The sequence below is a fragment of the Pseudomonas sp. GCEP-101 genome (assembly GCF_025133575.1).
GTDB classification, from domain to species: domain Bacteria; phylum Pseudomonadota; class Gammaproteobacteria; order Pseudomonadales; family Pseudomonadaceae; genus Pseudomonas; species Pseudomonas nitroreducens_B.
The window spans coordinates 976,820-1,002,941 of the sequence record NZ_CP104011.1; the positions used below are offsets into that span (position 1 = coordinate 976,820).

At 67.6% G+C, this 26,122-nt stretch carries 30 protein-coding genes and 1 tRNA gene; 17 read left to right on the forward strand and 14 right to left on the reverse strand.

What is annotated here, in order from left to right:
• The first annotated feature begins 48 nt into the window (after positions 1 to 48).
• The 6 genes from N0B71_RS04515 to N0B71_RS04540 all read left to right on the forward strand — a co-directional run bounded on the left by N0B71_RS04515 (position 49) and on the right by N0B71_RS04540 (position 3,334).
• A complete protein-coding gene (locus N0B71_RS04515; RefSeq protein ID WP_259757508.1) occupies positions 49 to 630 on the forward strand; it encodes a DUF4136 domain-containing protein in 582 nt (193 codons plus the stop codon).
• A 122-nt stretch (positions 631 to 752) separates the two neighbouring features.
• Positions 753 to 1,313 (forward strand): DUF4136 domain-containing protein, encoded by a 561-nt coding sequence (locus N0B71_RS04520; protein WP_259757509.1) that lies wholly within the window; start codon positions 753 to 755, stop codon positions 1,311 to 1,313.
• Between the two features lie 27 nt (positions 1,314 to 1,340).
• A complete protein-coding gene (locus N0B71_RS04525) occupies positions 1,341 to 1,835 on the forward strand; it encodes a GNAT family N-acetyltransferase (RefSeq protein WP_259757510.1) in 495 nt (164 codons plus the stop codon).
• Positions 1,822 to 2,196 carry a DsrE family protein gene (locus tag N0B71_RS04530; RefSeq protein ID WP_259757511.1) on the forward strand — a complete coding sequence of 125 codons (375 nt, stop codon included), beginning with the start codon at positions 1,822 to 1,824 and terminating at the stop codon, positions 2,194 to 2,196. The genes N0B71_RS04525 and N0B71_RS04530 overlap by 14 nt, the downstream gene beginning before the upstream one ends.
• Positions 2,172 to 2,654: a glycine cleavage system protein H gene (locus N0B71_RS04535; protein WP_442964662.1), complete on the forward strand. Its 483-nt coding sequence runs from the start codon at positions 2,172 to 2,174 to the stop codon at positions 2,652 to 2,654. The genes N0B71_RS04530 and N0B71_RS04535 overlap by 25 nt, the downstream gene beginning before the upstream one ends.
• Positions 2,651 to 3,334 carry a M15 family metallopeptidase gene (locus tag N0B71_RS04540; protein ID WP_259757514.1) on the forward strand — a complete coding sequence of 228 codons (684 nt, stop codon included), beginning with the start codon at positions 2,651 to 2,653 and terminating at the stop codon, positions 3,332 to 3,334. Before N0B71_RS04535 ends, N0B71_RS04540 begins: the two co-directional genes overlap by 4 nt.
• A gap of 29 nt (positions 3,335 to 3,363) precedes the next feature.
• Here N0B71_RS04540 and N0B71_RS04545 read toward each other — a convergent pair whose 3' ends face one another.
• The gene (locus N0B71_RS04545; protein WP_259757515.1) at positions 3,364 to 3,846 is read right to left on the reverse strand and encodes a hypothetical protein; all 483 of its coding nucleotides are present in this window, start codon (positions 3,844 to 3,846) and stop codon (positions 3,364 to 3,366) included.
• Between the two features lie 175 nt (positions 3,847 to 4,021).
• Between N0B71_RS04545 and N0B71_RS04550 the strand changes: the two genes are divergently transcribed.
• From N0B71_RS04550 to N0B71_RS04560, 3 genes are all read left to right on the forward strand, one after another.
• Positions 4,022 to 4,462, forward strand: coding sequence for an RcnB family protein (locus N0B71_RS04550; RefSeq protein ID WP_259757516.1), 441 nt, complete (start codon positions 4,022 to 4,024; stop codon positions 4,460 to 4,462).
• A gap of 132 nt (positions 4,463 to 4,594) precedes the next feature.
• Entirely contained in the window at positions 4,595 to 5,221 is a 627-nt protein-coding gene (locus N0B71_RS04555) for a GrpB family protein (RefSeq protein WP_259757517.1), read from the forward strand.
• A gap of 71 nt (positions 5,222 to 5,292) precedes the next feature.
• Complete coding sequence (locus tag N0B71_RS04560) at positions 5,293 to 5,496, forward strand: hypothetical protein (RefSeq protein WP_259757518.1); 204 nt, start codon at positions 5,293 to 5,295, stop codon at positions 5,494 to 5,496.
• Between the two features lie 249 nt (positions 5,497 to 5,745).
• Here the strand turns inward: N0B71_RS04560 and N0B71_RS04565 are convergent, their stop codons facing one another.
• The gene (locus tag N0B71_RS04565) at positions 5,746 to 6,162 is read right to left on the reverse strand and encodes a hypothetical protein (protein ID WP_259757519.1); all 417 of its coding nucleotides are present in this window, start codon (positions 6,160 to 6,162) and stop codon (positions 5,746 to 5,748) included.
• Positions 6,163 to 6,249: 87 nt separating this feature from the next.
• Positions 6,250 to 6,345, reverse strand: a tRNA-Sec gene (locus N0B71_RS04570).
• Positions 6,346 to 6,558: 213 nt separating this feature from the next.
• Between N0B71_RS04570 and N0B71_RS04575 the strand changes: the two genes are divergently transcribed.
• On the forward strand, positions 6,559 to 7,029 hold the full coding sequence (locus N0B71_RS04575) for a hypothetical protein (RefSeq protein ID WP_259757520.1): 471 nt from the start codon (positions 6,559 to 6,561) through the stop codon (positions 7,027 to 7,029).
• A gap of 64 nt (positions 7,030 to 7,093) precedes the next feature.
• A complete protein-coding gene (locus N0B71_RS04580; protein ID WP_259757521.1) occupies positions 7,094 to 8,548 on the forward strand; it encodes an alpha/beta hydrolase in 1,455 nt (484 codons plus the stop codon).
• On the opposite strand, the gene N0B71_RS04585 is transcribed toward N0B71_RS04580, so the two are convergent.
• The 10 genes from N0B71_RS04585 to N0B71_RS04630 all read right to left on the reverse strand — a co-directional run bounded on the left by N0B71_RS04585 (position 8,545) and on the right by N0B71_RS04630 (position 19,067).
• Positions 8,545 to 8,766 (reverse strand): hypothetical protein, encoded by a 222-nt coding sequence (locus tag N0B71_RS04585; RefSeq protein ID WP_259757522.1) that lies wholly within the window; start codon positions 8,764 to 8,766, stop codon positions 8,545 to 8,547. The genes N0B71_RS04580 and N0B71_RS04585 overlap by 4 nt on opposite strands.
• Positions 8,742 to 9,029, reverse strand: a complete 288-nt coding sequence (locus N0B71_RS04590) for a type II toxin-antitoxin system RelE/ParE family toxin (protein WP_259757523.1) — start codon at positions 9,027 to 9,029, stop codon at positions 8,742 to 8,744. Before N0B71_RS04590 ends, N0B71_RS04585 begins: the two co-directional genes overlap by 25 nt.
• Positions 9,026 to 9,304, reverse strand: a complete 279-nt coding sequence (locus N0B71_RS04595) for an antitoxin of toxin-antitoxin stability system (RefSeq protein WP_259757525.1) — start codon at positions 9,302 to 9,304, stop codon at positions 9,026 to 9,028. The genes N0B71_RS04590 and N0B71_RS04595 overlap by 4 nt, the downstream gene beginning before the upstream one ends.
• A 97-nt stretch (positions 9,305 to 9,401) precedes the next feature.
• Complete coding sequence (gene selB / locus N0B71_RS04600; protein ID WP_259757526.1) at positions 9,402 to 11,324, reverse strand: selenocysteine-specific translation elongation factor; 1,923 nt, start codon at positions 11,322 to 11,324, stop codon at positions 9,402 to 9,404.
• Positions 11,321 to 12,727, reverse strand: coding sequence for an L-seryl-tRNA(Sec) selenium transferase (selA, locus tag N0B71_RS04605; RefSeq protein WP_259757527.1), 1,407 nt, complete (start codon positions 12,725 to 12,727; stop codon positions 11,321 to 11,323). The genes selB and selA overlap by 4 nt, the downstream gene beginning before the upstream one ends.
• A 213-nt stretch (positions 12,728 to 12,940) precedes the next feature.
• Positions 12,941 to 13,873, reverse strand: coding sequence for a formate dehydrogenase accessory protein FdhE (gene fdhE / locus N0B71_RS04610; RefSeq protein WP_259757528.1), 933 nt, complete (start codon positions 13,871 to 13,873; stop codon positions 12,941 to 12,943).
• A 126-nt stretch (positions 13,874 to 13,999) separates the two neighbouring features.
• Positions 14,000 to 14,626 carry a formate dehydrogenase subunit gamma gene (locus N0B71_RS04615; protein ID WP_259757529.1) on the reverse strand — a complete coding sequence of 209 codons (627 nt, stop codon included), beginning with the start codon at positions 14,624 to 14,626 and terminating at the stop codon, positions 14,000 to 14,002.
• Positions 14,627 to 14,707: 81 nt separating this feature from the next.
• Positions 14,708 to 15,640, reverse strand: a complete 933-nt coding sequence (gene fdxH / locus N0B71_RS04620; protein WP_259757530.1) for a formate dehydrogenase subunit beta — start codon at positions 15,638 to 15,640, stop codon at positions 14,708 to 14,710.
• A gap of 8 nt (positions 15,641 to 15,648) precedes the next feature.
• On the reverse strand, positions 15,649 to 18,726 hold the full coding sequence (gene fdnG, locus N0B71_RS04625) for a formate dehydrogenase-N subunit alpha (RefSeq protein WP_259757531.1): 3,078 nt from the start codon (positions 18,724 to 18,726) through the stop codon (positions 15,649 to 15,651).
• 152 nt (positions 18,727 to 18,878) lie between these two features.
• Positions 18,879 to 19,067 carry a hypothetical protein gene (locus N0B71_RS04630; RefSeq protein ID WP_259757532.1) on the reverse strand — a complete coding sequence of 63 codons (189 nt, stop codon included), beginning with the start codon at positions 19,065 to 19,067 and terminating at the stop codon, positions 18,879 to 18,881.
• A 192-nt stretch (positions 19,068 to 19,259) separates the two neighbouring features.
• Between N0B71_RS04630 and N0B71_RS04635 the strand changes: the two genes are divergently transcribed.
• Positions 19,260 to 21,284 (forward strand): NADPH-dependent 2,4-dienoyl-CoA reductase, encoded by a 2,025-nt coding sequence (locus tag N0B71_RS04635; protein ID WP_259757533.1) that lies wholly within the window; start codon positions 19,260 to 19,262, stop codon positions 21,282 to 21,284.
• Positions 21,285 to 21,453: 169 nt separating this feature from the next.
• Here N0B71_RS04635 and N0B71_RS04640 read toward each other — a convergent pair whose 3' ends face one another.
• Complete coding sequence (locus N0B71_RS04640) at positions 21,454 to 21,855, reverse strand: hypothetical protein (protein ID WP_017520597.1); 402 nt, start codon at positions 21,853 to 21,855, stop codon at positions 21,454 to 21,456.
• Positions 21,856 to 21,982: 127 nt separating this feature from the next.
• Here N0B71_RS04640 and N0B71_RS04645 point away from each other — a divergent pair, with 127 nt between their 5' ends.
• The 5 genes from N0B71_RS04645 (at position 21,983) to N0B71_RS04665 (ending at position 26,118) form a co-directional block, all read left to right on the forward strand.
• Positions 21,983 to 22,432 (forward strand): DMT family transporter, encoded by a 450-nt coding sequence (locus N0B71_RS04645; RefSeq protein ID WP_259757534.1) that lies wholly within the window; start codon positions 21,983 to 21,985, stop codon positions 22,430 to 22,432.
• A gap of 50 nt (positions 22,433 to 22,482) precedes the next feature.
• A complete protein-coding gene (idi, locus tag N0B71_RS04650; protein WP_259757535.1) occupies positions 22,483 to 23,022 on the forward strand; it encodes an isopentenyl-diphosphate Delta-isomerase in 540 nt (179 codons plus the stop codon).
• Between the two features lie 87 nt (positions 23,023 to 23,109).
• Positions 23,110 to 23,511 (forward strand): YkgJ family cysteine cluster protein, encoded by a 402-nt coding sequence (locus N0B71_RS04655; RefSeq protein WP_259757536.1) that lies wholly within the window; start codon positions 23,110 to 23,112, stop codon positions 23,509 to 23,511.
• Positions 23,512 to 23,707: 196 nt separating this feature from the next.
• A complete protein-coding gene (locus tag N0B71_RS04660; RefSeq protein ID WP_259757537.1) occupies positions 23,708 to 25,057 on the forward strand; it encodes an MATE family efflux transporter in 1,350 nt (449 codons plus the stop codon).
• A 17-nt stretch (positions 25,058 to 25,074) separates the two neighbouring features.
• Positions 25,075 to 26,118: a sensor domain-containing diguanylate cyclase gene (locus N0B71_RS04665; protein WP_259757538.1), complete on the forward strand. Its 1,044-nt coding sequence runs from the start codon at positions 25,075 to 25,077 to the stop codon at positions 26,116 to 26,118.
• The last annotated feature ends 4 nt before the right edge of the window (positions 26,119 to 26,122 follow it).

A 26,122-nucleotide genomic window follows, 5' to 3' on the forward strand; every position in this document is an offset into this window, starting at 1 on the left:
TAGTTGCCACTGCGCACGCCCTATGAGACTGGCGTGCGGGAGTCCGTCATGCCGCGTTACCTGCTGATCCTGCCGCTGTTCGCCGCCCTGGCCGCCTGCCAGAGCCAGAACCCCTACACCGCCACCGCGCTGCCGATGCCACCCGCCCCCGCCGCGGCGGCCAACCCCGGCCTCGACCCCGGCAGCTACCCCGCCGCGCCGCTGGACTACGGGCGCTACCGCTCGTGGGCGTGGGTGGACGGCACCGGCTTTGGCGGGCCGCTGCAGGACGCGGTCAGTGAAGCCCTCGACCAGCGCGGCCTGCGTCCGGCGCGCGCGAATGCGCCGGCGGACCTGACCGCCAGTGCCCACCTGTCCAGCGAGCAGCGCACCCGGCAGACCACCGACTACTACGGCGGCGGCTATTACGGCGGCTGGGGCGACCCGTGGTACGGCGGCGCGTCCTACCCGGTCACCCGCACCTACGTGGTGACCGTCAGCGTCGTGCGCATCGCCCTCTTCGACGCCCACAGCCAGCAGGAAATCTGGAGCGGCAGCGCCGAGTACGACAACGGCAGCAGCCAGAGCGACCAGGCCCGCGCCCTGCGCGAGGCCGCACGCAAGGCCATGGACGGTTACCCGCCGGGCTGATCGCCGACTGGCCGGAAAAGTTGCCGGGCAGACCGCGCCTGCGACCACCCGCAGCCCGTCTGCCGCTTGCCTTTGCGCGGACTCTGCGCTTGGATGAAAGCTCTGTCAGGAGTATTCCAACCATGATCCGCCGCTTACTGCTACTCGGCCTGATGCTGGGGCTCGCCGCCTGCGAAACCACCAGCGTCAGCCGTGACTACGACACCTCCCGCGACTTTTCCCGCTACCTGACCTGGAGCTGGGCGCAGCCGGCGTTCGAGTACCGCCCGGACGACCCGCGCATCAAGAGCGATCTCACCGAACAACGCATCAGCGACGCCGTGGCCGACCAGTTCGACCAGCGCGGCCTGCGCCAGGCGCAAGGCGGCAACCCCGGCGACGTGAAGCTGCGCGCCTATCTCATCGTCGACCAGCGCCAGGACCAGGTCACCACCTACAGCGGCGGCTACTGGGGCGGTTACTGGGGTGGCTATTGGGGCCCGCCGCCCATGGCCGAGAGCCGCACCGTGACCTACAAGGTCGCCACCATCCAGGTCGACATGTTCGACGGCAAGGACGGCAAGCTGGTCTGGCGCGGCAGCGGCGAGCAGATCATGCGCAGCAGCCCGCCGACACCCGCCGAGCGCGAAGCGGCGATCCGCGAGACGGTGCAGAAGGTCATCGCGCAGTACCCGCCGCACTGACCGGCCCGTTCTGATTCTGGAGAAACCGTGAACCAGCCCACTTTGCAGCATCGCCCCGCCCTCGCCGACGACCTCGGCGAGGTGGTGGGCTTCCCCCAGGACGCCGACGAACTCTTCTACTGCTATCCCAAGGCGAGCTGGCCGCTGACGGTCGGCCAGCTCGCCGCCGCCATCGCGGAACGCCGTGGCAGCACGGTGGCGCTGCTGGATGGCCGGCTTGCCGGTTTCGCCAACTTCTACCAATGGCAACCTCACGAATTCTGCGCACTGGGCAACATGATGGTCGCACCCTGGGCGAGGCGGCACGGGGTGGCGCAGTACCTGATCGAAGTCATGGAGAACCTCGCCCGCGACCAGTACAAGGCGCAGGTCATGAAGGTGTCCTGCTTCAACGCCAACGCCGCCGGCCTGCTGCTTTACGCACGCCTGGGCTACCGGCCGCAGGGCATCGTCGAACGCGACGACCCGCAAGGCCGGCGCATCGCCCTGATCCAACTGGAGAAAGCCCTTGTCCACGCCTGAGCCCCAGCGCGTACTGATCATCGTCAGCAGCGGCCCGAGCACCCCGGCGCGCTGCGCCGCGCCCTTCTACACCGCCACGCTGCTGGCGTGCATGGATGCGAAGGTCACCCTGTTCCTCAGCGGCGAGGGCACCCGCCTGGCCTTCCAGGACATCGCCGACCACCTCTACGCCGCCGAAGGCGGCGAGCCCATCAGCCACTTCATCCAGCAGGCCAAGGAAGCCGGTGCGCGCCTGCTGATGTGCCGTGCACCGGGGGTGGCCATCGACGAAAGCCGGCTGATCGAGGAGGTCGACGAGATCGCCAGTGGCGGCGAGCTGGCGCGCATGATCCTGGAATACGACCGGGTGCTGACACTGTGAAGCTGCACGGCCTGGAGTTCCCCGACGACCTGCTCTATGCCCCGGATTACAACCTCTGGCTGCGCGAGGAAGCCGGCGGCGCGGTCACCCTCGGGCTCACCGCCTACGGTTGTGCGGTCTACGGGCAGATCTTCGCCTTCACCCCCAAGCGCGATGGCTGGCACATCGACCGTGACCGCAGCTTCGGGGTGGTGGAATTCGCCAAGGCCGCCTCCTCGGCACGCAGCCCGCTGGATGGCACCGTGCTCACCAGCAACGATGCCGTGGTGCGCCGCCCCGGCCTGATCAACCAGGACTGCTACGGCGACGGCTGGATGGTCCGCCTGAAGCCCGATGACTGGGCCGCCGCCCGGGGCCGCCTCCTGCAGGGCGAAGCCGCGCTGGATGCGTTCGCCCGGCGCATGCGGCTGGATAACTTCGACCCCGACGACGACGGGGTCCAGGCCCTGCGCCCATGAATCGGGCAGGCGCGCGGTTCACGCTGCTGCTCTGCCTGCTCGTCAGCCCGGCGTTACGCGCCGATCAGCCGGCGCAGGACGGCTTCGTCTATCTCGACCAGGTGCTGAAATCAGCGCGCTATGACGTGCGCTACGCCGGCAGCGACAACTTCGTCGGCGAGCCCATCGACGGCTACCGGAAGGCGCGGATCATCCTCACCCGCCAGGCTGCCACCGCCTTGGCCGCCGTGGAAAAGGACCTCGCCCTCAGTGGGCTGGCGTTGAAGATCTTCGATGGCTATCGCCCGCAGCGCGCGGTGGACGACTTCCGCCGCTGGGCTGCCGACCCGCAGGACCTGCGGCAGAAGGCCCGCTATTACCCCGATCTGGACAAGCCCGCGCTGTTCCGCGACGGCTACATCGCCCAGCACTCCGGGCATTCGCGCGGCAGCACGGTCGACCTCACGCTGGTGAAGGCACAGTCAGGAGAGGAGTTGGACATGGGCAGCCCGTTCGACTTCTTCGGGCCGATTTCCCATCACGGCACGGCGCTGGTCACGGTGCAGCAGACACGCAACCGCGAAACCCTGCGCCAGGCGATGCTGCGCCACGGCTTCGAACCGTACAGCGCGGAATGGTGGCACTACACCCTGAAAGCCGAGCCGTTTCCCACGACCTACTTCGACTTCCCGGTGCAGTGAGAGCAGTGGCCGTCCCTGGCCGCGATGGATCAGTCGTCGTCGTGCTTGCTGGAGTTGTCGCCAGCGTTGTCCAGGCCCTTGGTGTTGTGGGTGCCCGGTGTGGTAGCGGAGATCGCCGTCGCCTTGGACAGGCCGCGGGTGTCCTTGGAGTGCGCCACCGAGGACGTGGTCTGACCGTGGCCCTTGCTGTCGTTCTTCTGGCTGCCGTAGTGGTTGCCGCTCAGGCCGTGGTCGCGAGTGGCCTTGCCGGCGTGCTCGCCGCCATCGTTGCCATTGCTGTTGCTGCCGTGGTTACCGCCCGCGTCGCCCTTGCCGCCACCATGGCTACCGCCGTTGCCGCCGGCATTGCCACCACCATGACCGCCGCCGTTACCGCCGCCATTACCACCACCGCCACCGCCGCCGTTACCTTTGGCATACACCGAACCGATCGGCGAGAGATCGGCAGGCAGCAAGGCTGTCGTGCCGAGTGCGAATGCACAGGCTACTGCAACAACCAGGGACTTTTTCATCTTGTTATCGCCTCCATGGGCGGGGTTGAGATATCACTATGACTCGCTACAGCCCCCGTGGTTCGCGGCCTGCCGACGAAATGCCAGCACGCCGGTGCCAACTTCGCCGCAGCCCCAGCGCGCCATAACGGCTACGCTGACGAAACGGGATTCTCAACATGGAGGCAACACGGCGATGTCCAGATTCACTCCCCTGCTGGCAGCCATCCTCGGCGTCACCCTGCTGGGCAGCAGCCCCTTGCTGCTGGCCGATCCGGGCAAGAACAAGGGGCATGGCAACAGTGGCCAGCACGGCAATCAGGGCAACCAGGGCCAAGGCGGCAGCAACAACTGGCAGGGCGGCGGCCCGCGCATCGACGTCGGCGGCGTACAGGTCATCCTCGACGACAACCGCAACTACTGGAATCCGGGCGCTGCGCTACCGCCCGGCATCCAGAAGAACCTCGCCCGCGGCAAGCCGTTGCCCCCGGGCATTGCCAAGAAACTCGACGGCCGCCTGGTCGGCCGCCTGCCCCACTACGATGGCTACGAATGGCAGCAGGCCGGCACCGACCTGCTGCTGGTAACCATCGCCACCGGGGTCATCTACGAAGTACTGCACAACGTGCTGGATTGACGTTGCCCCTGTAGGAGCGGGCCATGCCCGCGATCGCGCCCATAGGCCGCTCCTGCAGGATTTTTCCGGAACTCCGCCGGCCCGGCCTTTCTCCAACGCTCGCCCTGCCCGCCTTTACGCCGGAGTGTCCGCATGTCCCCGCAAGCCCCCGAACTCGACGGCCAACGCTGGAGCAACGCCGAGGAAGACCGCATCGAAGTCGTTGCGGCCGATCCCGCCTGGCCCCAGCGCTTCGCCGAAGAAGCCGCTGCCATCGCCCAGGCAGCCGACCTTCCCGGCCTGGGCATCGAGCACATTGGCAGCACCGCCGTGCCCGGGCTGGACGCCAAGCCGATTATCGACATTCTCCTGCTGCCGCCACCGGGCAGCGACCCGCACCAGCTGATCGAGCCGCTGCAACGGCTGGGCTACCAGTACTGGGCAGAGAACCCGGACACCTCGCGGCTGTTCTTCGTCAAAGGCATGCCGCCGCTTGGCAACGGTCGCACCCATCACGTCCACGTCATGGACCTGGGCGAAGCTTCCCGCCGCCTGCTGTTCCGCGACTGGCTGCGCAGCCACCCGGAAGACGCCCGGCTCTATGCCCAGGTGAAGCACGAACTGGCGCAGCGCTTTCCCACCGACCGCGACGCCTACACCGAAGGCAAGGATGAGGTCGTCGCGCAGATACTCGGCCGCGCACTCAACCCGCCCGAGCACCACCGCGACACGGAAGGCGATGCGCCCCACGGCGGCGAAATCCAGGGCCCGGACAGCTGAGGAACGCCGCGCGTTAATCCGCCGTTAATCCACCCGGCCGAAGCTCGGGGCTCCCCTCAGGAGGAAGTCCCATGCTCAAACTTTCCGTGGTCACCTTCGCCTGCTTCACCCTGGTCGGCTGCGCCGACTCCCCGCACTTCAATCACTTCAGCGCCATCGAATCGCCGGTGCGCGAGTCCTTCGGCGAAGACAATCTCGAACGCCAGCCCACCCGCGTGCGCCTGCAAAGCGACGATTATTCGGCGCAGCAACAGCGGATGATGTGGGGGCAGTGACACCGCGTGATCGCGGACACCGCCAGTTCTTCAAGGCGCAGCCGTCATCCAGGATGGGGAGCCTGCTTGAGAAACGCTCCCCGCCTTTCCACTTGATCGTGCCGGTATACGCCAAGCTCCCTGTAGGAGCGAGCTTGCTCGCGAACCGCGGGAGCTGCGGTGCGGACCGGCAAAACGCAGGCCCGGCAGCAGACGATTACAGCCGTTGGCCGCACACGCCACTGCCCGCCGATGGAAACAGAAGCGACGCTAGGACCCACCGCTCAGCCACAACGTGAACTGCCCGTCCTGAAGCGCCAGCGCGTCCCGCACCACGCTGTAACGCAGCGGCAGTACCCCGCCGGTACCAACCCCCAGGTGATCGGCCAGCGCCAGCACCTCCTCGAAGGACGCCTCCGGGAGGTACTTGTTGAAGGTAAAACACTGCCGACCGATCAGCACCTGCACGGCGTGGACGTCCTGCCCGCATGGGTCATACGCCAGCAGCCCCTGCAGCGTCCTCCCCACCGGCAGCCGCAACAGCGCCCTCACCAGCAGTGTCGCGCTCTCAGGCGCGGCCGCCGCTTCCAAGGGCACCAGGAAGGCATCCTCGCGCGCATCTTCCTGCCAGCGCCACAGGTCGCTCACTTCCAGGTGTTCTTCGGTGAACAAATCCAGCCTGACCATGCGCACCTCCTGCCGGTTCGTCCCGCTCAGCTTAGACGGCCAGGTGGTGCGAGCGTATGTACAGGAAAATGTCGACGGGAGAGGGTTTGGCGGAAGGCAGTGAGAGTCGAACTCACCCAGGAACGGCTGCCGTCCCCCACCGGGTTTGAAGCCCGGCCACGCCACCGGGCGTGATTGCCTTCCCTGGTCAGACGCCAGCTGGCAGAGCGCAGCGGCAAAAACGGGAGTCCGGATGTTGCCACTATTGCCATGGCGGATGCCAGCGCAGCGATGCCGCAGCGCGCCATCGCGCCCGCTACCCGAGCGCAGCAACAGGCATCGATGCGCGAGAAAATGCCGGCAAACTGGCGATCCATACTCTAACCTCGCTAACAGTAAGCCAGGGAGCGCCATGGCATGAAGCCCACTCTACCCATCCTCGATATTTCTCCCCACCAGGGCATCGGCCCGGTCTGTCTCGGCGACGCGCGTGCGGTCGCGCAGGATGCGCTGGCGGCCATCGGCTTCCCGCTGGAATCGTCCAACGGGCCCACGGATTACTTCTGCCAGGCGGCGATCCAGACCGAGTGCGACGAGCACGGGCGCATCTGGTTCATCGGCCTGTCGCAAAGCGAGCGCTACCTGGCCCGCTATCAGGGCGTGGATGTGTTCGCGCTGGAGGCCGGCGACCTGTTCGCGCGGATCGCCTCGGCCGACGACTCCGGCGCGCACGCCTTCACCGCCAGCGAATACCTGTTCCCGGGGCAGATCATCACCCTGTGGGACGCGGACGAGCAGTACGACCGCCAGGGCAATGAAACGCGTCCCGTCTGGGCTCAGGTGGGAGTCGGCAATCCCGCCTATGTCGAGGCCGTCGCGGCGCTTTGATCGCCGAGCGGACGTCGCGGCGCAAGGGCTCTATGCTTGTCCCGCACGCTGACAAGGGACCCCCATGCTGAACGCAAAACTCACCAGGGCGCTGCTCTGGCTGGCCATCATCCTCCTCGCCATTGCCGTACTGGCGCTGGGCCTGCGGGTCGCCGCGCTGCGCAACATCCCGCCACTGGAGCCCTGGCACACCTGGGTCCCGGACGACCTGCACAGCGACGCGATCGACCGCACCGACTGGGCCGGCTACCTGGCCGCCGAAGAACAGCTGATGCGTGCCATGCGCACGGAAATGGCAGCGAGCCTGCAGCCGTTCGAACGCGTCGCCTACAACCGCTACTTCGACCAGAGCGCCGTCTACCCCGGCCATTTCGCCACCGACTGGAACCGCTCCTATGAACTGCGCCCCGCCGGCGAGGTGCGCGGCGCAGCGGTGCTGCTGCATGGGCTGACCGACTCGCCCTATAGCCTGCGCCACCTGGGGGAGCACCTGCGGCAACAGGGCTTCGTGGTGATCGCCATCCGCATGCCCGGTCACGGCACGGTGCCGGCCGGGCTCACCGACGCGGACTGGGAAGACTGGATGGCCGCCACCCGGCTGGCCGTGCGCGAAGCCACGGCGCAATTGCCCGAGGGAGCACCGCTGCTGATGGTGGGCTTCTCCAACGGCGGCGCGCTGGCGATGAAGTACAGCCTGGATGCGCTGGATGACCCGCGCCTGGCGATGCCCAGGCAACTGGTGCTCATCTCGCCGATGATCGGCGTCACCCGCTACGCGCAGTTCGCCGGGCTGGCCGGCTTGCCGGCGCTACTGCCGGCCTTCGCCAAGGCGGCGTGGCTGAACGTGCTGCCGGAGTTCAACCCGTTCAAGTACAACTCCTTCCCCATCGCCGCGGCGCGGCAGACCGTGGAGCTGACCGATGCCGTGCAGGCAAGTCTGGAGAGCGCCAGCCGCAATGGCAGCCTGGCGCGCCTGCCACCGATCCTGACTTTCCAGTCCCTGGCCGACAGCACCGTGAGTACCCCGGCGGTGATCGGCAACCTGTACGACCGCCTGCCGGACAACGGCAGCGAACTGGTGCTGTTCGACCTCAACCGCTCGCTGAACTACGGCCCGCTGCTGCGCCCGGAAATGGCCACCCTCGGCGAGCGCCTGCTGCCCGAAGGGCAGCGCAACTATGACCTGACGGTGATCTCCAACAGCCCGCAGAGCAGCCAGGCCCTGGCCCTGCACACCCCCGCCCACAGCCAGCAGCAGGCCAGCCAGGCGCTGGCGGCGGACTACCCCCCGGACCTGTTTTCCCTCTCCCACGTCGCGCTGCCCTTCCCGCCCGACGACGCGCTCTATGGCCAGCACCCGGATACCCACGAAGACTTCGGCATCCACCTGGGCACGCTGACGCCCCGCGGCGAGCGCGGGGTGCTGATCGTCGGGCTGGACCTGTTCCAGCGGGTGACATCCAACCCGTTCTACGACTACCTCGTGCAACGGGTCGACCGGGTATTGCCGCAACGCTAGCGCCGGCCCAGGTCCAGCACCACGGCGATCAGGGTGACGGCGATGAACAGCAGAATCAGCCACGAACTCATTGGACCCACTCCCTGATAGTGAACAGGACTATCGAAGGGTGCGCGGCACCGGAGTTCAGAAAATTTCGTCAGTGGTCGGTTGCGCACATCGATCAGCGCGACGGCGGCATTGACCGCGGCGGTCATCCAACCCGAAGGGGCGGCCATGCTCTGGCCGTGTGAACCAGGGCGAGGATCCACACTGCGTCCGCCTCGATCTGATAGACGAGCCGGTAACTTTCGTGAGGGAACACTTCCCGCGTGCCGGCAATTCGGCCGGGTTTGCCCATCATCGGGAAGCGCTTGAGCTTGGCGACGGTTGCGCTGAACAGGATGTCCATCCGTGCGGCAGCGTCGGGGTTTTCGGAAGCGAGGTAATCCCAGATATCGAAGCGATCCTGCTGGGCGTCCCGCGTCCAGAACGCCTTCATTTACGCGCAGTCGCCCTGGCTCTTAACGCCGCGAAGGCGCTCTCGACTTCATCGTCGGAGTGCCCATCTCCTGCGACCATCGAAGCGCGTCCAGCGTCGACCTTCGCCTGCAGGTACTCGTCGTAGTCCTGGGCCTGGCGCTGTTGGCGAATGAAGTCGCGCATCAGCTCGCGCATCACCTGGGATGCAGGGCGGTGAGCCGCCTCGGCCGCGGCCATGAACTCGGCGCGCAACTCGGGTTCGAGCTTCATGGTGAATACGGCTTCTTTGCTCATGGGGGTCACCTAGTAGTGAAAAGGTATATACCTCGTCTATACCCGGCCTACTGTAGGCGATTCCCCCTTTGCCACGAAATCCGCTTCCGACCAGATGTCAGGAAGCTTCTTCCGTTGTGGGTTGCGCCAGCGCCGAATCCTCCCTGATGCGCCGCTCGTTGCCGAAGCGGCGGGTGAAGCCGATACGGTCGAAGTATTCCAGCAGCTGGATGCAGCGCTTGCGGCCGATGCCGATGCGGTCGCGGAAGGCGGCGGCGCGGATCAGGCCGGCTTCGGCGTGCAGACGCAGGGCGTGGTCGGCGAGTTGGCGCAGGGTGGATTCCGGGTAGAACAGGTCCTTCACCACCTGGTGCAGTTGGCCGAGGCGGGCGAGCTTGCGCAGCAGCAGGCGCACGTCGCCCTCCTCCGCGCCCAGCTCGCGGGCGAGGTCGCGTACCCAGGGCGGGTCGAAGGCGCCGGCCAGCAGTAGCGGCCAGAGGCGTTCGCGCAATCGTTTGTCCGCGTCGACCAGTTGGACGCGGTGGTCCGGCAGGTGCAGCCAGGGGCCACTGCTGTGCACCTTGCCGGCAGCCAGCAGGCTTTCCAGCAGGGCGATGAAGACCGGGCGCTCCAGCGCCGAGAAGGCGTAGCGGCGCAGGCGATCGCGGTCGGGGCCGAGTTCGTCGGGAGCTTCGCCGTGGAAGCGCTGCAAGGCGTCGAGCAGTTGCCGTTGCAGCGAGGACCAGCGCTCGGCGGCGAACAGCCGCGCACCGAGCCGGGTGTCGATTTCAACCAGCTCATCGAGCAGTTGCCAGCCCCCGCGGGGGCGGTTGAACTGCCGCGCCAGCAGCGCCGGATCGAGGCCGTTGCTGGCGTGGGCCAGCAGCGTCGGCAAGGCGCTTTCCAGGCTGTCGCCTTGCAGGGCACGCAACTGTTCCAGACGTTCCGGACTACGCCGATTGCGCGCGGGTGCGAAGGGGTCGAGCACACGACCGCCGCCCAGGGTGCGTTGCGCGGACTGGTCGCGCAGCACGAGATGGTCGCCCTGCACGGCGTGGCTGGGTGCATTCAGCACCAGTTGGGCGAAGGCGCGCTCGCCGGGTTGCAGGCGTTCGCCTTCGAGCAACGCCACGCGCCCGGTGACGTCCTGCGCGCCGAGGTGGACATGCACCGGCGTCCAGTGGACGAAGGCGCGGGTTTCGCCGGGCAGCAGGCACAGGTCGATATCGAGGCGCGTGGTGGGCGCATGCAGTTCGCCAGCGATCAGCCAGTCGCCGCGGTGAATCTGTTCGAGGTTCAGGCGCTCGCCAGCGATGTTCACCGCCACGCGCTGGCCGGCGTGGGCCTGCTGCGCTTCGCGGTTCTGCGCGTGCAGGCCGCGCACGCGAACACGGCGGCCGGCATTACCCAGCAGCAATTCATCGCCGACGTTCACGGTGCCGGCGAAGGCCGTCCCGGTGACGACGACGCCAGCGCCGCTGACACTGAAGGCGCGGTCCACGGCCAGGCGGAATCCACCGGTTGCGGCGCGCTCCTGGATCTGGCGGGCGGCATCGGCGAGGGCTGTACGCAACGCCTCGACTCCCTCGCCGCTGACGCTGGACACCGGGAAGATCGGCGCGTCGGCGAAGGGCCCTTGCGCCAACAGTTCGCGCACCTGCGCCGCAGTGTGCTCCACCCGTTCGCCCGGCACACGGTCGGCCTTGGTCAGCGCAACGATGGCGCGACGGATGCCGAGCAACTGGACGATGGCGAGGTGTTCGCGGGTTTGCGGCATCACGCCGTCGTCGGCAGCCACGACCAGCAGCACCAGGTCGATACCGCTGGCGCCGGCGAGCATGTTGTGGACGAAGCGCTCGTGCCCGGGCACGTCGATGAATCCGGTGAGCGCGCCATCGCCGAGGTCGGCATAGACGTAACCGAGGTCGATGGTGATGCCGCGCTCGCGCTCGGCCGGGCGGCGGTCGCCGGCGATGCCGGTGAGTGCGCGCAGCAGGGATGTCTTGCCGTGGTCGATGTGCCCGGCGGTGCCAACGATCACGCGTCGTCCTCGGCCAGCAGCGGCAGTTGCGCGACGAAGCCGGGTTCGTCGTCGAGCTGGCGCAGGTCGAGCCACAGCGCGTCGTCATCGATGCGGCCGAGCACCGGGATCGGCAGGCAGCGCAGACGCTCTTCCAGGTCCAGCAGCGCGCGGCCGCGCTGGCGCTTGGGCTGGTTCGGGCGCAGGCACAGCGCGGCGCTGGGCAGCCGCGCGACCGGCTGGGCGCCGCTGCCGATCATCCCTAAGGCATCCACGGCGCTGACGCTCCAGCGCCCACCCAGCAGCGTTGCGAGGGCGGGAGCCAGTCGCTGGGCCTGGACGCGGATGTCGGCCTGCGGGCGACTGAGCAGGCGCAGGCTGGTGAGGCGCTCGGCCAAGCGGTCCGGGTCGCGGTAGAGGTTGAGCACGGCCTCCAGCGCGGCGAGGGTCAGCTTGTCCACGCGCAGGGCGCGCTTGAGCGGGTTCTTCTTGATCCGCCCGATCAGCTCCCGGCTGCCGAGGATCAGCCCGGCCTGCGGACCACCGAGCAGCTTGTCGCCGCTGAAGGTGACGATGTCGGCGCCGTCGCGTAGGGCTTCCTGCACCGTCGGCTCCTTGGGCAGACCCCAGCGGGTGAGGTCGACCAGGGTGCCGCTGCCCAGGTCCTCCAGCAGCGGCAGGCCATGGGCGTGGGCGATCTGTGCCAGCTGCGGGGTGGCGACGCTGGCGGTGAAGCCCTGCACGCTGTAATTGCTGGTGTGCACGCGCATCAACAGGCCGGCGCGCGGGCCGATGGCGGCCTCGTAGTCCTTGGCGTGGGTGCGGTTGGTGGTGCCGACCTCGACCAGCTTCACGCCCGCGCGGGACATGATGTCGGGGATGCGGAAGGCGCCGCCGATCTCGATCAGCTCGCCACGGGAAATGATCCCTTCCTTGCGCGCGCCCAGGCTGTTGAGCGCCAGCAGCACGGCGGCGGCATTGTTGTTGACCACGGTGACGGCTTCGGCGCCGGTCAGTTCGCGGATCAGCCCGGTGATGAGGTCATCGCGGTCGCCGCGCTTGCCGGTGGCCAGGTCGAATTCGAGGTTGAGCGGGTAGCGTGCAGCCAGGGTAATGGCTTCGATCGCTTCCTCGGGCAGCAGGGCGCGGCCGAGGTTGGTGTGCAGCACGGTACCGGTGAGGTTGAACACCCGGCGCACCCGGCTGGCGTGGTGTGCGGCGAGGCGTTCGCCGGCGCGGCCGGCGAGTACCGATTCTTCCAGTTCGACGGCGGCCAGCTGGCCACGGCGCGCGGGTTCGCGCAATTCGTCGAGCAGGTCGCGCAGGGTCTTGAGCAGGGCCTCGCGGCCATAGCGTTGCTGCAGCGGCTGGCAGGCCGGGCTGCGCAGCAGGCGGTCGATGGAGGGCAGGCGTACCGAGGTCATGGACGAACCTTGTGCTGGGACGTTGGCTGGAGTCAGTGTAGGGCGAATCACCGCGCGCGGTTATCCGCAGCTGCCTCGACGTGAAGGCGGCGGATAACGCGTTCCGCGTTATGCGCCCTACGTGGTTAGGCCTTTGTAGGATGGGTGGAGCGCAGCGATACCCATCAAGCCCAGTGTCGCGACAGCATGGGTATCGCTTCGCTCCACCACATCCTACGAAGAGCCGCCTGGGGCCAGCAGGAGGTTCGGCGCGCTGCGCAGGTAGCCGTCCTCGGCGAGGCGGATGTCCAGCGCGAGGCTGGCGAGGTCGTCCGCCTGGGCCTCGGCGTGCTTGTCGTGCTGCAGGTAGAACTGCTTGAGGTAGGACTGGCAGCCGGGGCAGGTCTCGGCCTTGAGTGGCGCCTGGTCGCTGGCAACGCCGTCGCGCTGCAGCGAGTAATAGGCCAGGCCCTTGCTCTCCGCACAGTGGCTGCATTTCACCCGCACGTAGTGCCATTCGCAGGAGCACAGCGAGCAGGACAGGTAACGCAGCCCGGCATGCTTGCCCTGGCTGCGGATCATCCCCGCCACCGGCGGCGCGCCGCAGGCCGGGCAGAGGGTCTGGCTGTCGGTTTCCGCCAGGGTGTCGTCGGGCAGTTGCAGCAGCCACTGGCTGAAGGCGACCTGCAGCACGGCGCCGAGGAAAGGCACCAGCGCCGGCGGCAACAGGTCGAACTGGCCGTTGAGCAGTCCCAGCGCCCAGCCCTTGCGCTGTCCGGAGTCGGCGTTGCGCAGGGTGTTCAGCGCCTCGGCCACGGCCGGGTTGGCGACGGCTTCGTAAGCATCGAGGAAGGCGTCCAGCAGCGGCAGCCAAGCGCCTTCGCGCACCAGTACCTCATAGGCCAGCGGCGGCATGCGGTGTTCGCGGCTGCGGGCCAGGGCCGCGGCGTCCGGCGTGGGCAGGAACAACTTGCGGTCGAGCAGCGCCTGCTGGGTATCGCAGACGCCGGCGATCAGTTCGAGGTAGCCCTGCAGCGGATTGCCCGGCGCCAGGTCACGCAGGCGCGCGGCGCGGCGGGAGAACAGGTCGGGGGACGGCAGGTTGAACAGTGGGGGGATGTTGGCGGCAGCTTCGATCTGCCCGGGTTCGAGAATTCGGCCTGACACGCAGGACTCCTTGTTGGGTGTGAAGCGGGGCCTGGAGAGCCCCTCTCCCTGGCCCTCTCCCTGAAGGGAGAGGGGATGGTTCGTGCTGGCTGTAGCACTGGCGTCAGCCGGCGATTACGTCGTGCGTCAGTGCCCCTTGCCCTTGTCCACGTCCTTCAGCCACGCCGCGTGGTGCTTGCGCGCCCAACCGCGGCTGACCCAGCCATAGAGCATGGCGCCCATCGAGCCCTTCACCCAGAGGCCGGCATAGATGTGCACCAGGATGCTGCAGATGAGCACGAAGGCGGCGAAGGCATGCAGCAACGTGGCGAGGCGGATCAGGTCGATGCCGAAGAGGTGGCTGAAGTAGGCACGCCACATCACGAAACCGGTCACCAGCAGCACCAGCATGCACAGCAGCAGGGTCCAGAACAGCAGCTTCTGCCCGGCGTTGTAGCGGCCGACTTCCGGGAGGTTTTCCTCGCGGTTGGTCACCACGTCGCGCCATTGCCTGAGCCATTGCACGTCGCGCTTCTCCACCAGGTTGTGGTGGGCGAAGCGGATCACCAGCCCCATGAAGAACAGGAACATCGCCACCCCGAGGAAAGGGTGCAGGACGCGCGTCCAAGGGCCGCCGCCAAACAGGTTGGTCAACCAGAACATGGCCGGGTGGAACAGCGCCAGCCCCGAGAGGCCGGCGAGGAAGAACAGAATGGCCACCATCCAGTGGTTGCTCCGTTCGTTGGCGTTGTAGCGTTGGATATCTTTTTTCATGCTCGGCTCCTGGGAGAGCTTGCAAGCACCCTCTCCCCAGCCCTCTCCCTGAGGGAAGAGGGGGCAGTATGGCGAGGGCGATCAGCGTGGATTGCGCGGATCATAGTCATGCACCGCCGGGTCGACCTTGTGCACCGGCGCCTGCGGATCGGGCCGGTCTTCCTCGTCCTCCTCCACCCGGTTGGGGCCGACGCGGGTGTAGTGGAAGAACCCGGCCAGCACCACGCCCGCCATGGCCAGCAGGCCCAGGGGTTTGGTGAGGCCTTTCCACAGGCTGACCATGGGGCTGATGGCCGGCTTGTCGGGCAGGCCGGCGTACAGCGAGGGCTGGTCGTTGTGGTGCAGCACGTACATGACGTGGGTGCCGCCCACGCCTTCGGGGTCATACAGGCCGGCGTGCTCGAAGCCGCGGGATTTCAGGTCCTCGATGCGCTCGGCGGCGTGCTCCTTCATGTCCTCCTTGGTGCCGAAGACGATGGCGCCGGTCGGGCAGGTCTTCACGCAGGCCGGCTCCATGCCCACCGCCACGCGATCGGAACACAGGGTGCACTTGTACGCCTTGTGGTCCTTCTGCGAGATGCGCGGGATGTTGAACGGGCAGCCGGTGATGCAGTAGCCGCAGCCGATGCAGTGGTCCTGGTTGAAGTCGACGATACCGTTGGCGTACTTCACGATGGCGCCGGGGCTCGGGCAGGCCTTCAGGCAGCCCGGTTCCTCGCAGTGCATGCAGCCGTCCTTGCGGATCAGCCACTCCAGGTTGCCGGCCGGGTTCTCGTGCTCGGTGAAGCGCATGACCGTCCAGGACTGGTCCGTGAGGTCGATGGGGTTGTCGTAGACCCCATGGTTGTGGCCCACCTCGTCGCGCAGCTCGTTCCATTCCGAGCAGGCGACCTGGCAGGCCTTGCAGCCGATGCACTTGGACACGTCGATCAGCTTGGCCACTTCCTGCTCGTGCCGCACCGAGGGTGACGGCAGGGTCGTGGCGGAGCGGGCGTAGATGTCTTGACTACTCATGCGTCACCTCACGCCTTTTCCACGTTGACGAGGAAGGACTTGAACTCCGGCGTCTGCGTATTCCCGTCGCCCACGAAGGGCGTCAGGGTGTTGGTCAGGTAGCCGTTGCGCGCCACGCCGGAGAAGCCCCAGTGCAGGGGGATGCCGACGTGATGCACGGTCTTGCCGTTGACCTGCAGCGGACGGATGCGCTTGGTCACCACCGCCACCGCCTTGATGTAGCCACGGTTGGACGAGACCTTCACGCGGTCGCCGGCCTTGATGCCGATCTCCTTGGCCAGCGCCTCGCCGATCTCGACGAACTGCTCCGGCTGGACGATGGCATTCAGACGGCAATGCTTGGTCCAGAAGTGGAAGTGCTCGGTGAGCCGGTAGGTGGTCGCGGCGTAGGGGAACTCGTCGGCCTTGCCGAACAGCTCCATGTCGTTCTTGAACACCCGCGCCGCCGGGCTGCTGATCGCCTGCGGGTTCTTGTGCAGCGGGTTGACGCCAATCGGCGTCTCGAACGGCTCGTAGTGCTCGGGGAACGGCCCCTCGGCCATCTTGTCGACGGCGAAGAAACGCGCCACGCCTTCGGGGTTCATGATGAACGGGTTCATCCCCGCTTCCGGCGGGACGTCGGCCTTGTAGTCGGGCACGTCGGTGCCGCCCCAGGCCTTGCCGTTCCACCACACCAGGCGCTTCTTCACCGGGTCCCAGGGCTTGCCGCTGGGGTCGGCCGAGGCGCGGTTGTAGAGGATGCGCCGGTTGGCCGGCCATGCCCAGGCCCAGCCGAGGGTCTGGCCCATGGCGTAGGGGTCGCTGTTGTCGCGGCGGGCCATCTGGTTGCCCAGTTGCGTCCACGAGCCGGCGAAGATCCAGCAGCCGCTGGCGGTGCTGCCGTCGTCGCGCAACAACGCGAAGCCGGGCAACTGCTCGCCGGCCTTCGCCAGGACCATGCCGTTGTTCGGGTCGACCAGGTCGGCCAGCGCCTTGCCGTTGTACTCCTTGGCGATCTCCTCAGGCGTCGGCTCATCGGGCGTCAGGTACGGCCAGTCGAGCCCCAGGATCGGGTCGGGGAACTTGCCGCCGTCCTTGCGATAGGCCTCGCGCAGGCGGTGCAGCAGGCCGCTCATGATGGCGATGTCGGTACGCGCCTCGCCCGGCGGCTCGGCGCCCTTCCAGTGCCATTGCAGCCAGCGCCCGGAGTTGACGATGGAGCCGTCCTCCTCGGCGAAGCAACTGGTGGGCAGGCGGAACACCGTGGTCTGGATGGCCTGGGTGTCGACGTCGTTGTGCTCGCCGGCGTTGCGCCAGAACTCGCTGGTCTCGGTGGCCAGCGGGTCCATCACCACCATCCACTTAAGCTTGGCCAGCGCGGCGCTGACCTTGGCCTTGTTGGGGAAGGAGGCGATGGGGTTGAAGCCCTGGCAGAAGTAACCGTTGACCTTGCCCTGGTACATCATGTCGAAGTAGCGCAGCACGTCGTAGCCGGCGCCGGGCATGTCCAGCTTGGGCAGCCAGTCGTAGCACCAGTTGTTGTCCTTGGTGGCGGATTTGCCGAACCAGGATTTCATCAGGCTGACGTGGAATTTCGGGTAGTTCTGCCAGTAGGACAGTTGCCCCGGCCGCAGCGGCTTGCTGGTGCGCTTGGTGATGTAGGCGTTGTAGTCCTGCTCCGCGTCCATGCCCAGGGTCAGGTAGCCGGGCAGCGAGTTGGACAGCAGCCCCAGGTCGGTGAGGCCCTGGATGTTGGAGTGGCCGCGCAGGGCGTTCATGCCGCCGCCGGGCATGCCGATGTTGCCCAGCAGCAACTGGACCATCGCGCCGGTGCGGATCATCTGCGCGCCCACCGAGTGCTGGGTCCAGCCCAGGGCGTACATGATGGTCATGACCTTGGTCGGCGCCGCCGTGGTGGAAATCTCCTCCCACACCTTGAGCATCATGTCCTTGGGCGTGCCGCAGATGTTGCTCACCACATCCGGCGTATAGCGGCTGTAGTGCTGCTTCATCAGGTTGAACACGCAGCGCGGGTGCGTCAGGGTCGGGTCGACCTTGGCGAAGCCGTCCTCGCCCAGCTCGTACTGCCAGGAAGACTTGTCCGGGTAGGTGCGCTTCTCGGCGTCGTAGCCGTTGAACAGACCGTCCTCGAAGCCGAAGCCTTCCTTCACGATGAAGGAGACGTCGGTGTAGTTGTGCACGTACTCCTTCTGGTACTTGTCGTTTTCCAGCAGGTAGTTGATCAGACCGCCGAGGAAGGCGATATCCGTGCCGGTGCGGATGGGCGCGTAGTAGTCGGCCACCGACGCGGAACGGGTGAATCGCGGGTCGACCACCAGCAGGCGCGCCTTGTTGTGCGCCTTGGCTTCGGTCACCCACTTGAAGCCGCACGGGTGCGCTTCGGCGGCGTTTCCGCCCATGATCAGAATCAGATCGGCATTCTTGATGTCGGTCCAATGGTTGGTCATGGCTCCACGGCCAAACGTCGGGGCAAGACTTGCCACCGTCGGGCCGTGTCAGACACGCGCTTGGTTATCGAACGCCAGCAGGCCGAGGGAACGAACCACCTTGTGGGTGATGTAGCCCGCTTCGTTGGAAGACGCCGACGCGGCGAGGAAGCCGGTGGTCAGCCAGCGGTTCACCGTCTGGCCCTGGTCGTTCTTCTCGATGAAGTTGGCGTCGCGGTCTTCCTTCACCAGCTTGGCGATGCGGTCCAGCGCCTCGTCCCAGCCGATGCGTTTCCACTCCGAGGAGCCGGCTTCGCGAACCTGCGGATACTTCAGGCGGTTGGGGCTGTGGACGAAGTCCAACAGGCCTGCGCCTTTGGGGCAGAGGGTGCCGCGGTTGACCGGGTGATCGGAATCGCCCTCGATGTGGATGATGTTCTGGGCGACGTTCTTCGCCGCATCACCCTGGCTGTACATGAGGATGCCGCAACCCACCGAGCAGTAGGGGCAGGTGTTGCGGGTCTCGACGGTGCGCGCAAGCTTGAAGTGGCGGATCTGGTCGGCGAATGCATCCGGGGGTGCCATCCCGAGTGCCGCCAGGCTCGATCCTCCAAGGCCCACGGCGCAGACCTTGAAAAATTGCCGACGGTTCATATCCATCGTGCGTCTCCTGATCAGGCAGCGTACGTCCGGGACATGGCCGGACCCTTGCTGCTTAAAAGATAGCCAAGCGGGCGCAATGCGCCAGCTTTGAGCGGGGCAGACCATGCCCGCGGGGGATTTGCGGCGCATTGACGCGCGTCAGTACGCCACTAGAACGTGCTGCCGAGTACCCCCAAATGGGCGGTTGGCGGGTAGCTGCAGGAGAGTCGGTCGCCGTCGGGCTGGCAGGAGGCGTGCTGCCGATCCGGGTGCAGGGTTTCGTGCAGCCCGAGCAGGGCCAGGCCGATGAGGGCAGCGAGCAGGTAATGGCGCGCGTGTCTTCTTCTGGTCGCTTTCATGACGTCCTCCGTCACTTCAGCCTGCGATCCGGGCGTGGCAGCCCCGGCATAACCTTGAGTCTGGAACCTGTGGCGCGGCTGTCAACGTGGAGCGCTTGACCGAAATGCCCGAACGGCCCGGCAGCCGGGCCGTTAACCGACCCACCGCCGGCCGATTAGGGTGGCAGGACCTGATTGCCCAAGAGCGCCTCCATGTCGTCCGCCGCCTCGCCCTACCCTCACCTGCTCGCCCCGCTCGACCTGGGCCACTTCCAGCTGCGCAATCGCGTGGTGATGGGGTCGATGCACACCGGGCTGGAAGACCGCCTGTGGGACTTCGGCAAACTCGCCGCCTACTACCGCGAGCGCGCGCGCGGCGGCGTCGGGCTGATCATCACCGGCGGCTTTGCGCCCAACCGCGAGGGCTGGCTGCTGCCGCTGGGCAGCAGCCTGACCAGCGGCCTGCAGGTGCCCGCGCACCGGCGCCTGACCCAGGCGGTGCACCGCGAAGGCGGGCGCATCCTGCTGCAGATCCTCCACGCCGGGCGCTACGGCTATCACCCATTGGTGGTGTCGGCCTCGGCGGTGAAATCGCCGATCAGTTGGTTCGCCCCCCGCGAGCTGTCCGAGCGCGGCATCCTGCGCACCATCGCCGCCTTCGTGCGCTGCGCGAAGCTCGCCCACGCCGCCGGCTACGATGGCGTGGAAATCATGGGCAGCGAAGGCTACCTGCTGAACCAGTTCCTCTGCCCGCGCACCAACCAGCGCGACGACCGCTGGGGCGGCGACCTGGGCAACCGCATGCGCCTGCCGCTGGAGATCGTCCGCCGCACCCGTCGCGCGCTGGGCGAGCGCTTCGTCATCAGTTATCGCCTGTCGCTGCTGGACTTGGTGGACGGCGGCAACAGCTGGGACGAAGTCCGCACCGTTGCGCGGGCCCTGGAAGGCGCCGGCATCGACCTGCTCAACACCGGCGTCGGCTGGCATGAATCACGGGTGCCGACCATCGTCACCTCGGTGCCGCGCGCCGCCTTCGCCGAGGTCAGCGCGCGCCTGCGCCGCGAGCTGCGGGTACCGGTGATCGCCAGCAACCGCATCAATACGCCGGAGGTTGCCGAACACGTGCTCGCCGAGGGTCATGCCGACCTCGTTTCCATGGCCCGGCCGCTGCTGGCCGACCCGCAGTTCGTGGAGAAGGCCGCCGCCGGCCGCGCCGCGTCGATCAACACCTGCATCGCCTGCAACCAGGCCTGCCTGGACCACGCCTTCGCCAACCGCCGCGCCAGCTGCCTGGTCAACCCGCGCGCGGCCTTTGAGACCGAGCTGCGCTACCGCAAGGCACGCGTGCACAAGCGCATCGCGGTGATCGGCGCCGGGCCGGCCGGGTTGTCCGCCGCCTGCGTCGCCGCCGAGCGCGGCCACCGGGTGACGCTGTTCGAGGCCGCCTTGGAGATCGGTGGCCAGTTCAACCTGGCCAAGCGCGTGCCGGGCAAGGAAGAATTCCACGAGACGCTGCGCTACTTCGCCGTGCGCCTGGCCGAACTGGGTGTCGAGGTGCAACTGGGCCGGCGTATCCGGCGCGGCGAACTGAGCGGCGAGTACGACGAGGTGATAGTCGCCACCGGTATCCAGCCGCGTACGCCGTCGATCCCGGGGATCGGCCACGCCAGGGTGCTCAGCTACCTCGACGTGCTGCAGGGCGCGCCGGTGGGCGAGAAGGTCGCGCTGATCGGCGCCGGCGGCATCGGTTTCGACGTCGCCAGTTTCCTGCTCGCCGACCGCGAAGGGCCACAACCGCTGGGCGAGTGGCTCGGCCAATGGGGCATCGACCTGGACAATGCCACGCCTGGCGGGCTGATCCCGCCCGTGGTCGCCGCACCGCGCCGGCAACTCTGGCTGCTGCAACGCAAGGCCGGGCAACCGGGCGCCGGGTTGGGCAAGACCAGCGGCTGGGTGCACCGCGCGCACCTCAAGCACCACGGTGTGCGGATGATCGGCGGCGTGGAATACCTGCGCATCGACGACGACGGCCTGCACCTGCGCATCGACGGCCAGGTGCAGTGCCTGGCGGTGGACAACGTGGTGATCTGCGCCGGCCAGGAGCCGCTGCTGGAACTGCAGCCGACCCTGGCGGCGCAGAACCTGCGCTACCACGTCATCGGCGGCGCCAGCGTGGCACGCGAGCTGGACGCCAAGCGGGCGATCCGCGAGGGCGCCGAACTCGCCGCCCGGTTGTAAGGCTTTTTGTAGGAGCGAGCTTGCTCGCGAACCGCCCAGCGCCGCAGCGTCCAGGGAAACTGTTCGCGAGCAAGCTCGCTCCTACAGGGTCGATTCCTCTGTAAACCTGTAGGAGCGGGCCATGCCCGCGATCACGGGCATGGCCCGTTACTACAGGCAAGGCGCGATATCACGACTCCAGCAACACCTTGATCGCCTGCAGATCGCGCTCCACCCATTGCGCATCGCGCTCGAAGGTGGCGTCGTCCATCTGTGGCTGGCGCAGGAGGGTGAGTTGCAGTTCGCAGCCGTCGCCGTTGGCGATCAGCCGCAGCGGAATGTGGATGGCGGGCGCCTGCTCGGGCAGGACGTCGTGGTCGAGCACACCGAAGGTGTTGCGCGGCGAGAAGCGCACCCGCATCGGCCCCTGGGGTGTCTGCGCGAGCCAGAGCTGGCCTTCCAGCGGCTCTATGGCGCTGCACAGGCCGGAGGCCCAGTAAGGGAAGTTCTTCGGGTCGGCGAGGAAGTCGTAGGCGATGTCCCGAGGCCGCTCGATACGGACACTCAGGGTACGGGACGCGCGGGTGGCCATGGTCGGGACCTCCATCGGGGCGGGAGCGATGCGCCGGTCTGGTGCATACTACGCGGCTGACTATTCTCGATCGACCGCCGGCCAGCACATCGCGGCTCGGCCTTCAGACCTTTTTTCGGAGTTTCCCATGCCTACGCCGCCCTGGTGGATGTTCGTCCTGCCGCTGATCGCCGGCGCCTGCCTGCCGTTGCAGGCCGGCATCAACGGCCAGTTGGCCAAGCAGGTGTCGAGCGTGCTCGCCGCCGCGCTGATTTCCTTCTTCGTCGGCGTGCTCGGTTTGCTCGCGCTGACCCTGGCCAACCGCGAGTTTCCCAGCCTCGCGGCGATGCGCGGGATGCCCTGGTGGCAGTGGTGCGGGGGCTTCCTGGGGATGTTCTTCATCTTCATCGCCGCCTTTGCCGCCCCGCGCGTCGGCGCGCTGATGTTCATGGTGCTGGTGCTCGCCGGCCAGCTCGGCATGGCCCTGGCGCTGGACCACTTCGGCTGGGCCGGCTTCAAGGAAGCACCGGTGAGCACCCTGAAGGTCGCCGGCATGGCCGCCATCGCCGTCGGCATCTGGATGATCCGCAAGGGCTGACGGCCCTCCGTCTACGCTGAGCAGGGGCAGCTCGCTCGCAGGAGAAATCCATGACCGATATCCAGGTGATCCTGGTCGACGAACACGACAACCCGACCGGCACGATGGAGAAACACCAGGCCCACCATCTCGGCCTGCGTCATCGCGCGATTTCCGTGTACGTGTTCAACCGCGCCGGCGAACTGCTGCTGCAGCGCCGCGCGGCGGCCAAGTACCACTGCGGCGGACTGTGGAGCAATACCTGCTGCGGCCACCCATACCCGGACGAATCCGCGCGCCACGCCGCCGAACGCCGGCTGCGCGAGGAGATGGGCGTACAGGTCGAACTGCACAAGCTGTTCGAGTTCAGCTACCGCCTGGAACTGGCCAACGGCATGACCGAGCACGAGTACGGCCATCTGTTCGGCGCCGTCGACGACCAGCCGCCGCGCCCCGACCCCGAGGAAGCCGACGACTTCCGTTACATCACCCTGCCCGATCTGGAAGCCGAAATGGCGGCTCACCCGGAGCGTTTCACGCCCTGGTTCGTGCTCTGCTACCCGACATTCAAGGAGTACCTGCGCAACCACGGCGGCATCGCCGCCCTGTAAGCCCCTGCAGTTCATCGAAAGGCCGCGCAAATCTACGCGCCGCCCACTATGATGCGCGCCTTCGCGCTACCGCCCCGACTTGCCGCCATGAGAAAACCACCGCTGATCGCCAACGCCGAGCTGGACCGCCTGGAAACCTGGGCCAAGTACACCTCGGGCCTGTGCAAGGACTGCAACGCCACCTGCTGCACCATGCCGGCGGAAGTGAAGGTCAACGACCTGATCCGTATCGGCGTCGTCGACGAGTTCGAGCGCGACGAGCCGGCGAAGAACATCGCCAAGCGTTTGCTCAAGGAAGGCATCGTCGAGCGCTTCAACCAGAAGAGCGGCATCTTCACCCTGACCCGCAGCAGCAACGGCGACTGCTACTTCCTCGACGCCAGGACCCGCCTCTGCACCATCTACGCCAAGCGCCCGGACACCTGCCGCAACCACCCGCAGGTCGGCCCGCGCCCCGGCTACTGCGCGTACCGCAAGAAGACCGTCTGAGCGCCGATCCGTCGGGGGAAAGCGCCGTTATGGGTGGCTCTGGTCAGGACCGAGGGGCGCCTAACCCTTGCTCGCGAATCCAATGGCACCCCGCCTGGCAGGCTCGCGAGCGCTAACGATGGCCACCCTCGCTCCTGCAGGTGGCGCCCGCGTCTGACCTGGCTCGCTATACTGCGGGCCTGTTCAGGAGCCCCGCATGAATTCCCTGCTCGAAGCCTGGCGGCACTCGCCGACCCACCGCCGCGTCTGGGCGCTCGCCGCGCCGATGATCCTCTCCAACGTTTCCGTGCCGCTGGTCACCCTGGTGGACAGCGCGGTGATCGGTCACCTGCCGCACGCCCATCAGCTTGGCGCCGTGGCGGTCGGCGGGGGTCTCTATACCCTACTCGTGGGAGTGCTGGGCTTCCTGCGCATGGGCACCACCGGTTTCGCCGCCCAGGCCGCCGGGCGTAGCGATGGCGGCACGCTACGGCGCATCCTGGGCCAGGGCCTGCTGCTGGCGCTGGGCCTGGCGCTGCTGCTCGGCCTGCTGGCGATACCGCTGACCGGCCCGGCACTGGCACTGATGCGCCCGTCCGCCGAGCTGGATGCGCTGGCCCGCGAGTTCTTCCATATCCGCCTGTTCGGCCTGCCGGCGGCGCTCGCCACCTACGCGCTGGTCGGCTGGTTCCTCGGCACGCAGAACGCCCGCGCGCCGCTGGCGATCCTGCTGACCACCAACCTCATCAACATCGTGCTCAGCCTGTGGTTCGTCATGGGCCTGGGCTGGGGCGTGGCCGGCGCGGCGAAGGCCGCGGTGACGGCCGAATGGGGCGGCGCCCTGCTGGGCCTGGCGCTGACCCGTGGTGCGCTCAGGCGTTACCCCGGCCTGCCAGACTGGTCGCGGCTGCGCGCCTGGGCCAACTGGCGACCGCTGCTGATGGTCAACCGCGACATCTTCATCCGTAGCCTGGCGCTGCAGGGCGTGTTCTTCCTGCTCACCGTGCAGGGTACGCGCCTGGGCGATGCCACGGTGGCGGCCAACGCCCTGCTGCTCAACGGGCTGATGGTGACCGCCTACGCCCTCGACGGCCTGGCCCATGCCGTGGAGGCGCTGTGCGGGCACGCCATCGGCGGCCGCGACCGCACCGCCCTGCGCCGCTCGCTGGTGGTCGCCTGCGGCTGGTCGCTGATCGCCAGCCTGCTGTTCGTGGCCTTCTTCAGCCTCTTCGGGCACCTGTTCATCGCCCTGCAGAGCGATATCCCGGACGTGCGCTCCACCGCCGACCAGTACCTGCCCTATCTGGCCTGCTTGCCGCTGATCGGCATGTGGAGCTACCTGCTCGACGGTCTGTTCATCGGCGCCACCCGCGCCCGCGAGATGCGCAACGCCATGCTGCTGGCCTGCGCCGCCAGCCTGCCGCTGGGCCTGGCCCTGCAAGGCTGGGGAAATCACGGATTGTGGCTAACCTTTTTATGCTTCATGTTGTTGCGCGCGCTGGTCCTGGCGGGTTACGCCTGGAAACTCACGCGCCAAGACGCCTGGCAGGCGCCTGCCAGTCCCTGACCTGTTAAGGAGACGCCATGCCGGCTTGTCCCATTCCCGTTGACGAATCCCTGCGTCAGCAGACCCTGGATGAGATGAACCTGCTCGACACCCCGGCCGAGCATTATCTGGATACCCTGGTCCGCCTGACGCAGGACCTGGTGAAGGTCGATACCGTGCTGATCAGCCTGATCGACCAGGACCGCCAGTGGTTCAAGGCCCGCATCGGCCTGGACGCCACCGAGACCAAGCGCGACGTGTCGTTCTGCGGCTACGCGATCCTCGGCGAGGACACCCTGCTGGTGCCCGACGCCACGCTCGACGAGCGCTTCGCCGACAACCCGCTGGTGCTCGGCCCGCCCTATATCCGCTTCTACGCCGGGCGCCCGCTGCGCGCCGGCAACGGCCAGGCCATCGGCACCCTGTGCATGATCGACCCGCGCCCGCGTGGCATGACGGCGGCGCAACAGGCCAACTTCCGCGACCTCGCCACCCTTGCCGAGGGCTACCTGCAACTGCGCAGCCTCATCCAGAGCACCCGCGACCTGCGCGTCGAGATGGACCGCGAACAGCGCAAGGCCCTGCTCGATCCGCTCACCCAACTGTGGAATCGCGGCGCCCTGCACGCCTTCCAGGAGCGCGAGTGCCGCCTGGCGCGGGAAAGCCACGCGCAGCTGGGCGTGCTCTATGCCGACCTCGACCACTTCAAGTCGATCAACGACCGGCACGGTCATGCCGGCGGCGACCAGGTGCTCCGCGAATGCGCCCAGCGCCTGCGCGCCGCGCTGCGGCCGGACGACCTGCTGGTGCGCCAGGGCGGCGAGGAATTCGTCGCGCTGCTCAAGGTGAAGGACGGCGAGGAACTGCAGCGCGTCGCCGAGCGCGTGCGCGAGCAGATCAACCACGCCCCCGTGCCGCTGGCCGGCGGCCCGCTGCCGGTGACCCTGAGCATCGGCTGCACCCTGCGCGCCGGGGAGGAACCCATCGACCAGGCGCTGGAGCGCGCCGACGTTGCGCTTTACAGTGCCAAGCAGGCCGGGCGCAACCGGGTCAGTTTCAGCCCGCCGCCGGCATCCGCCTGACCGA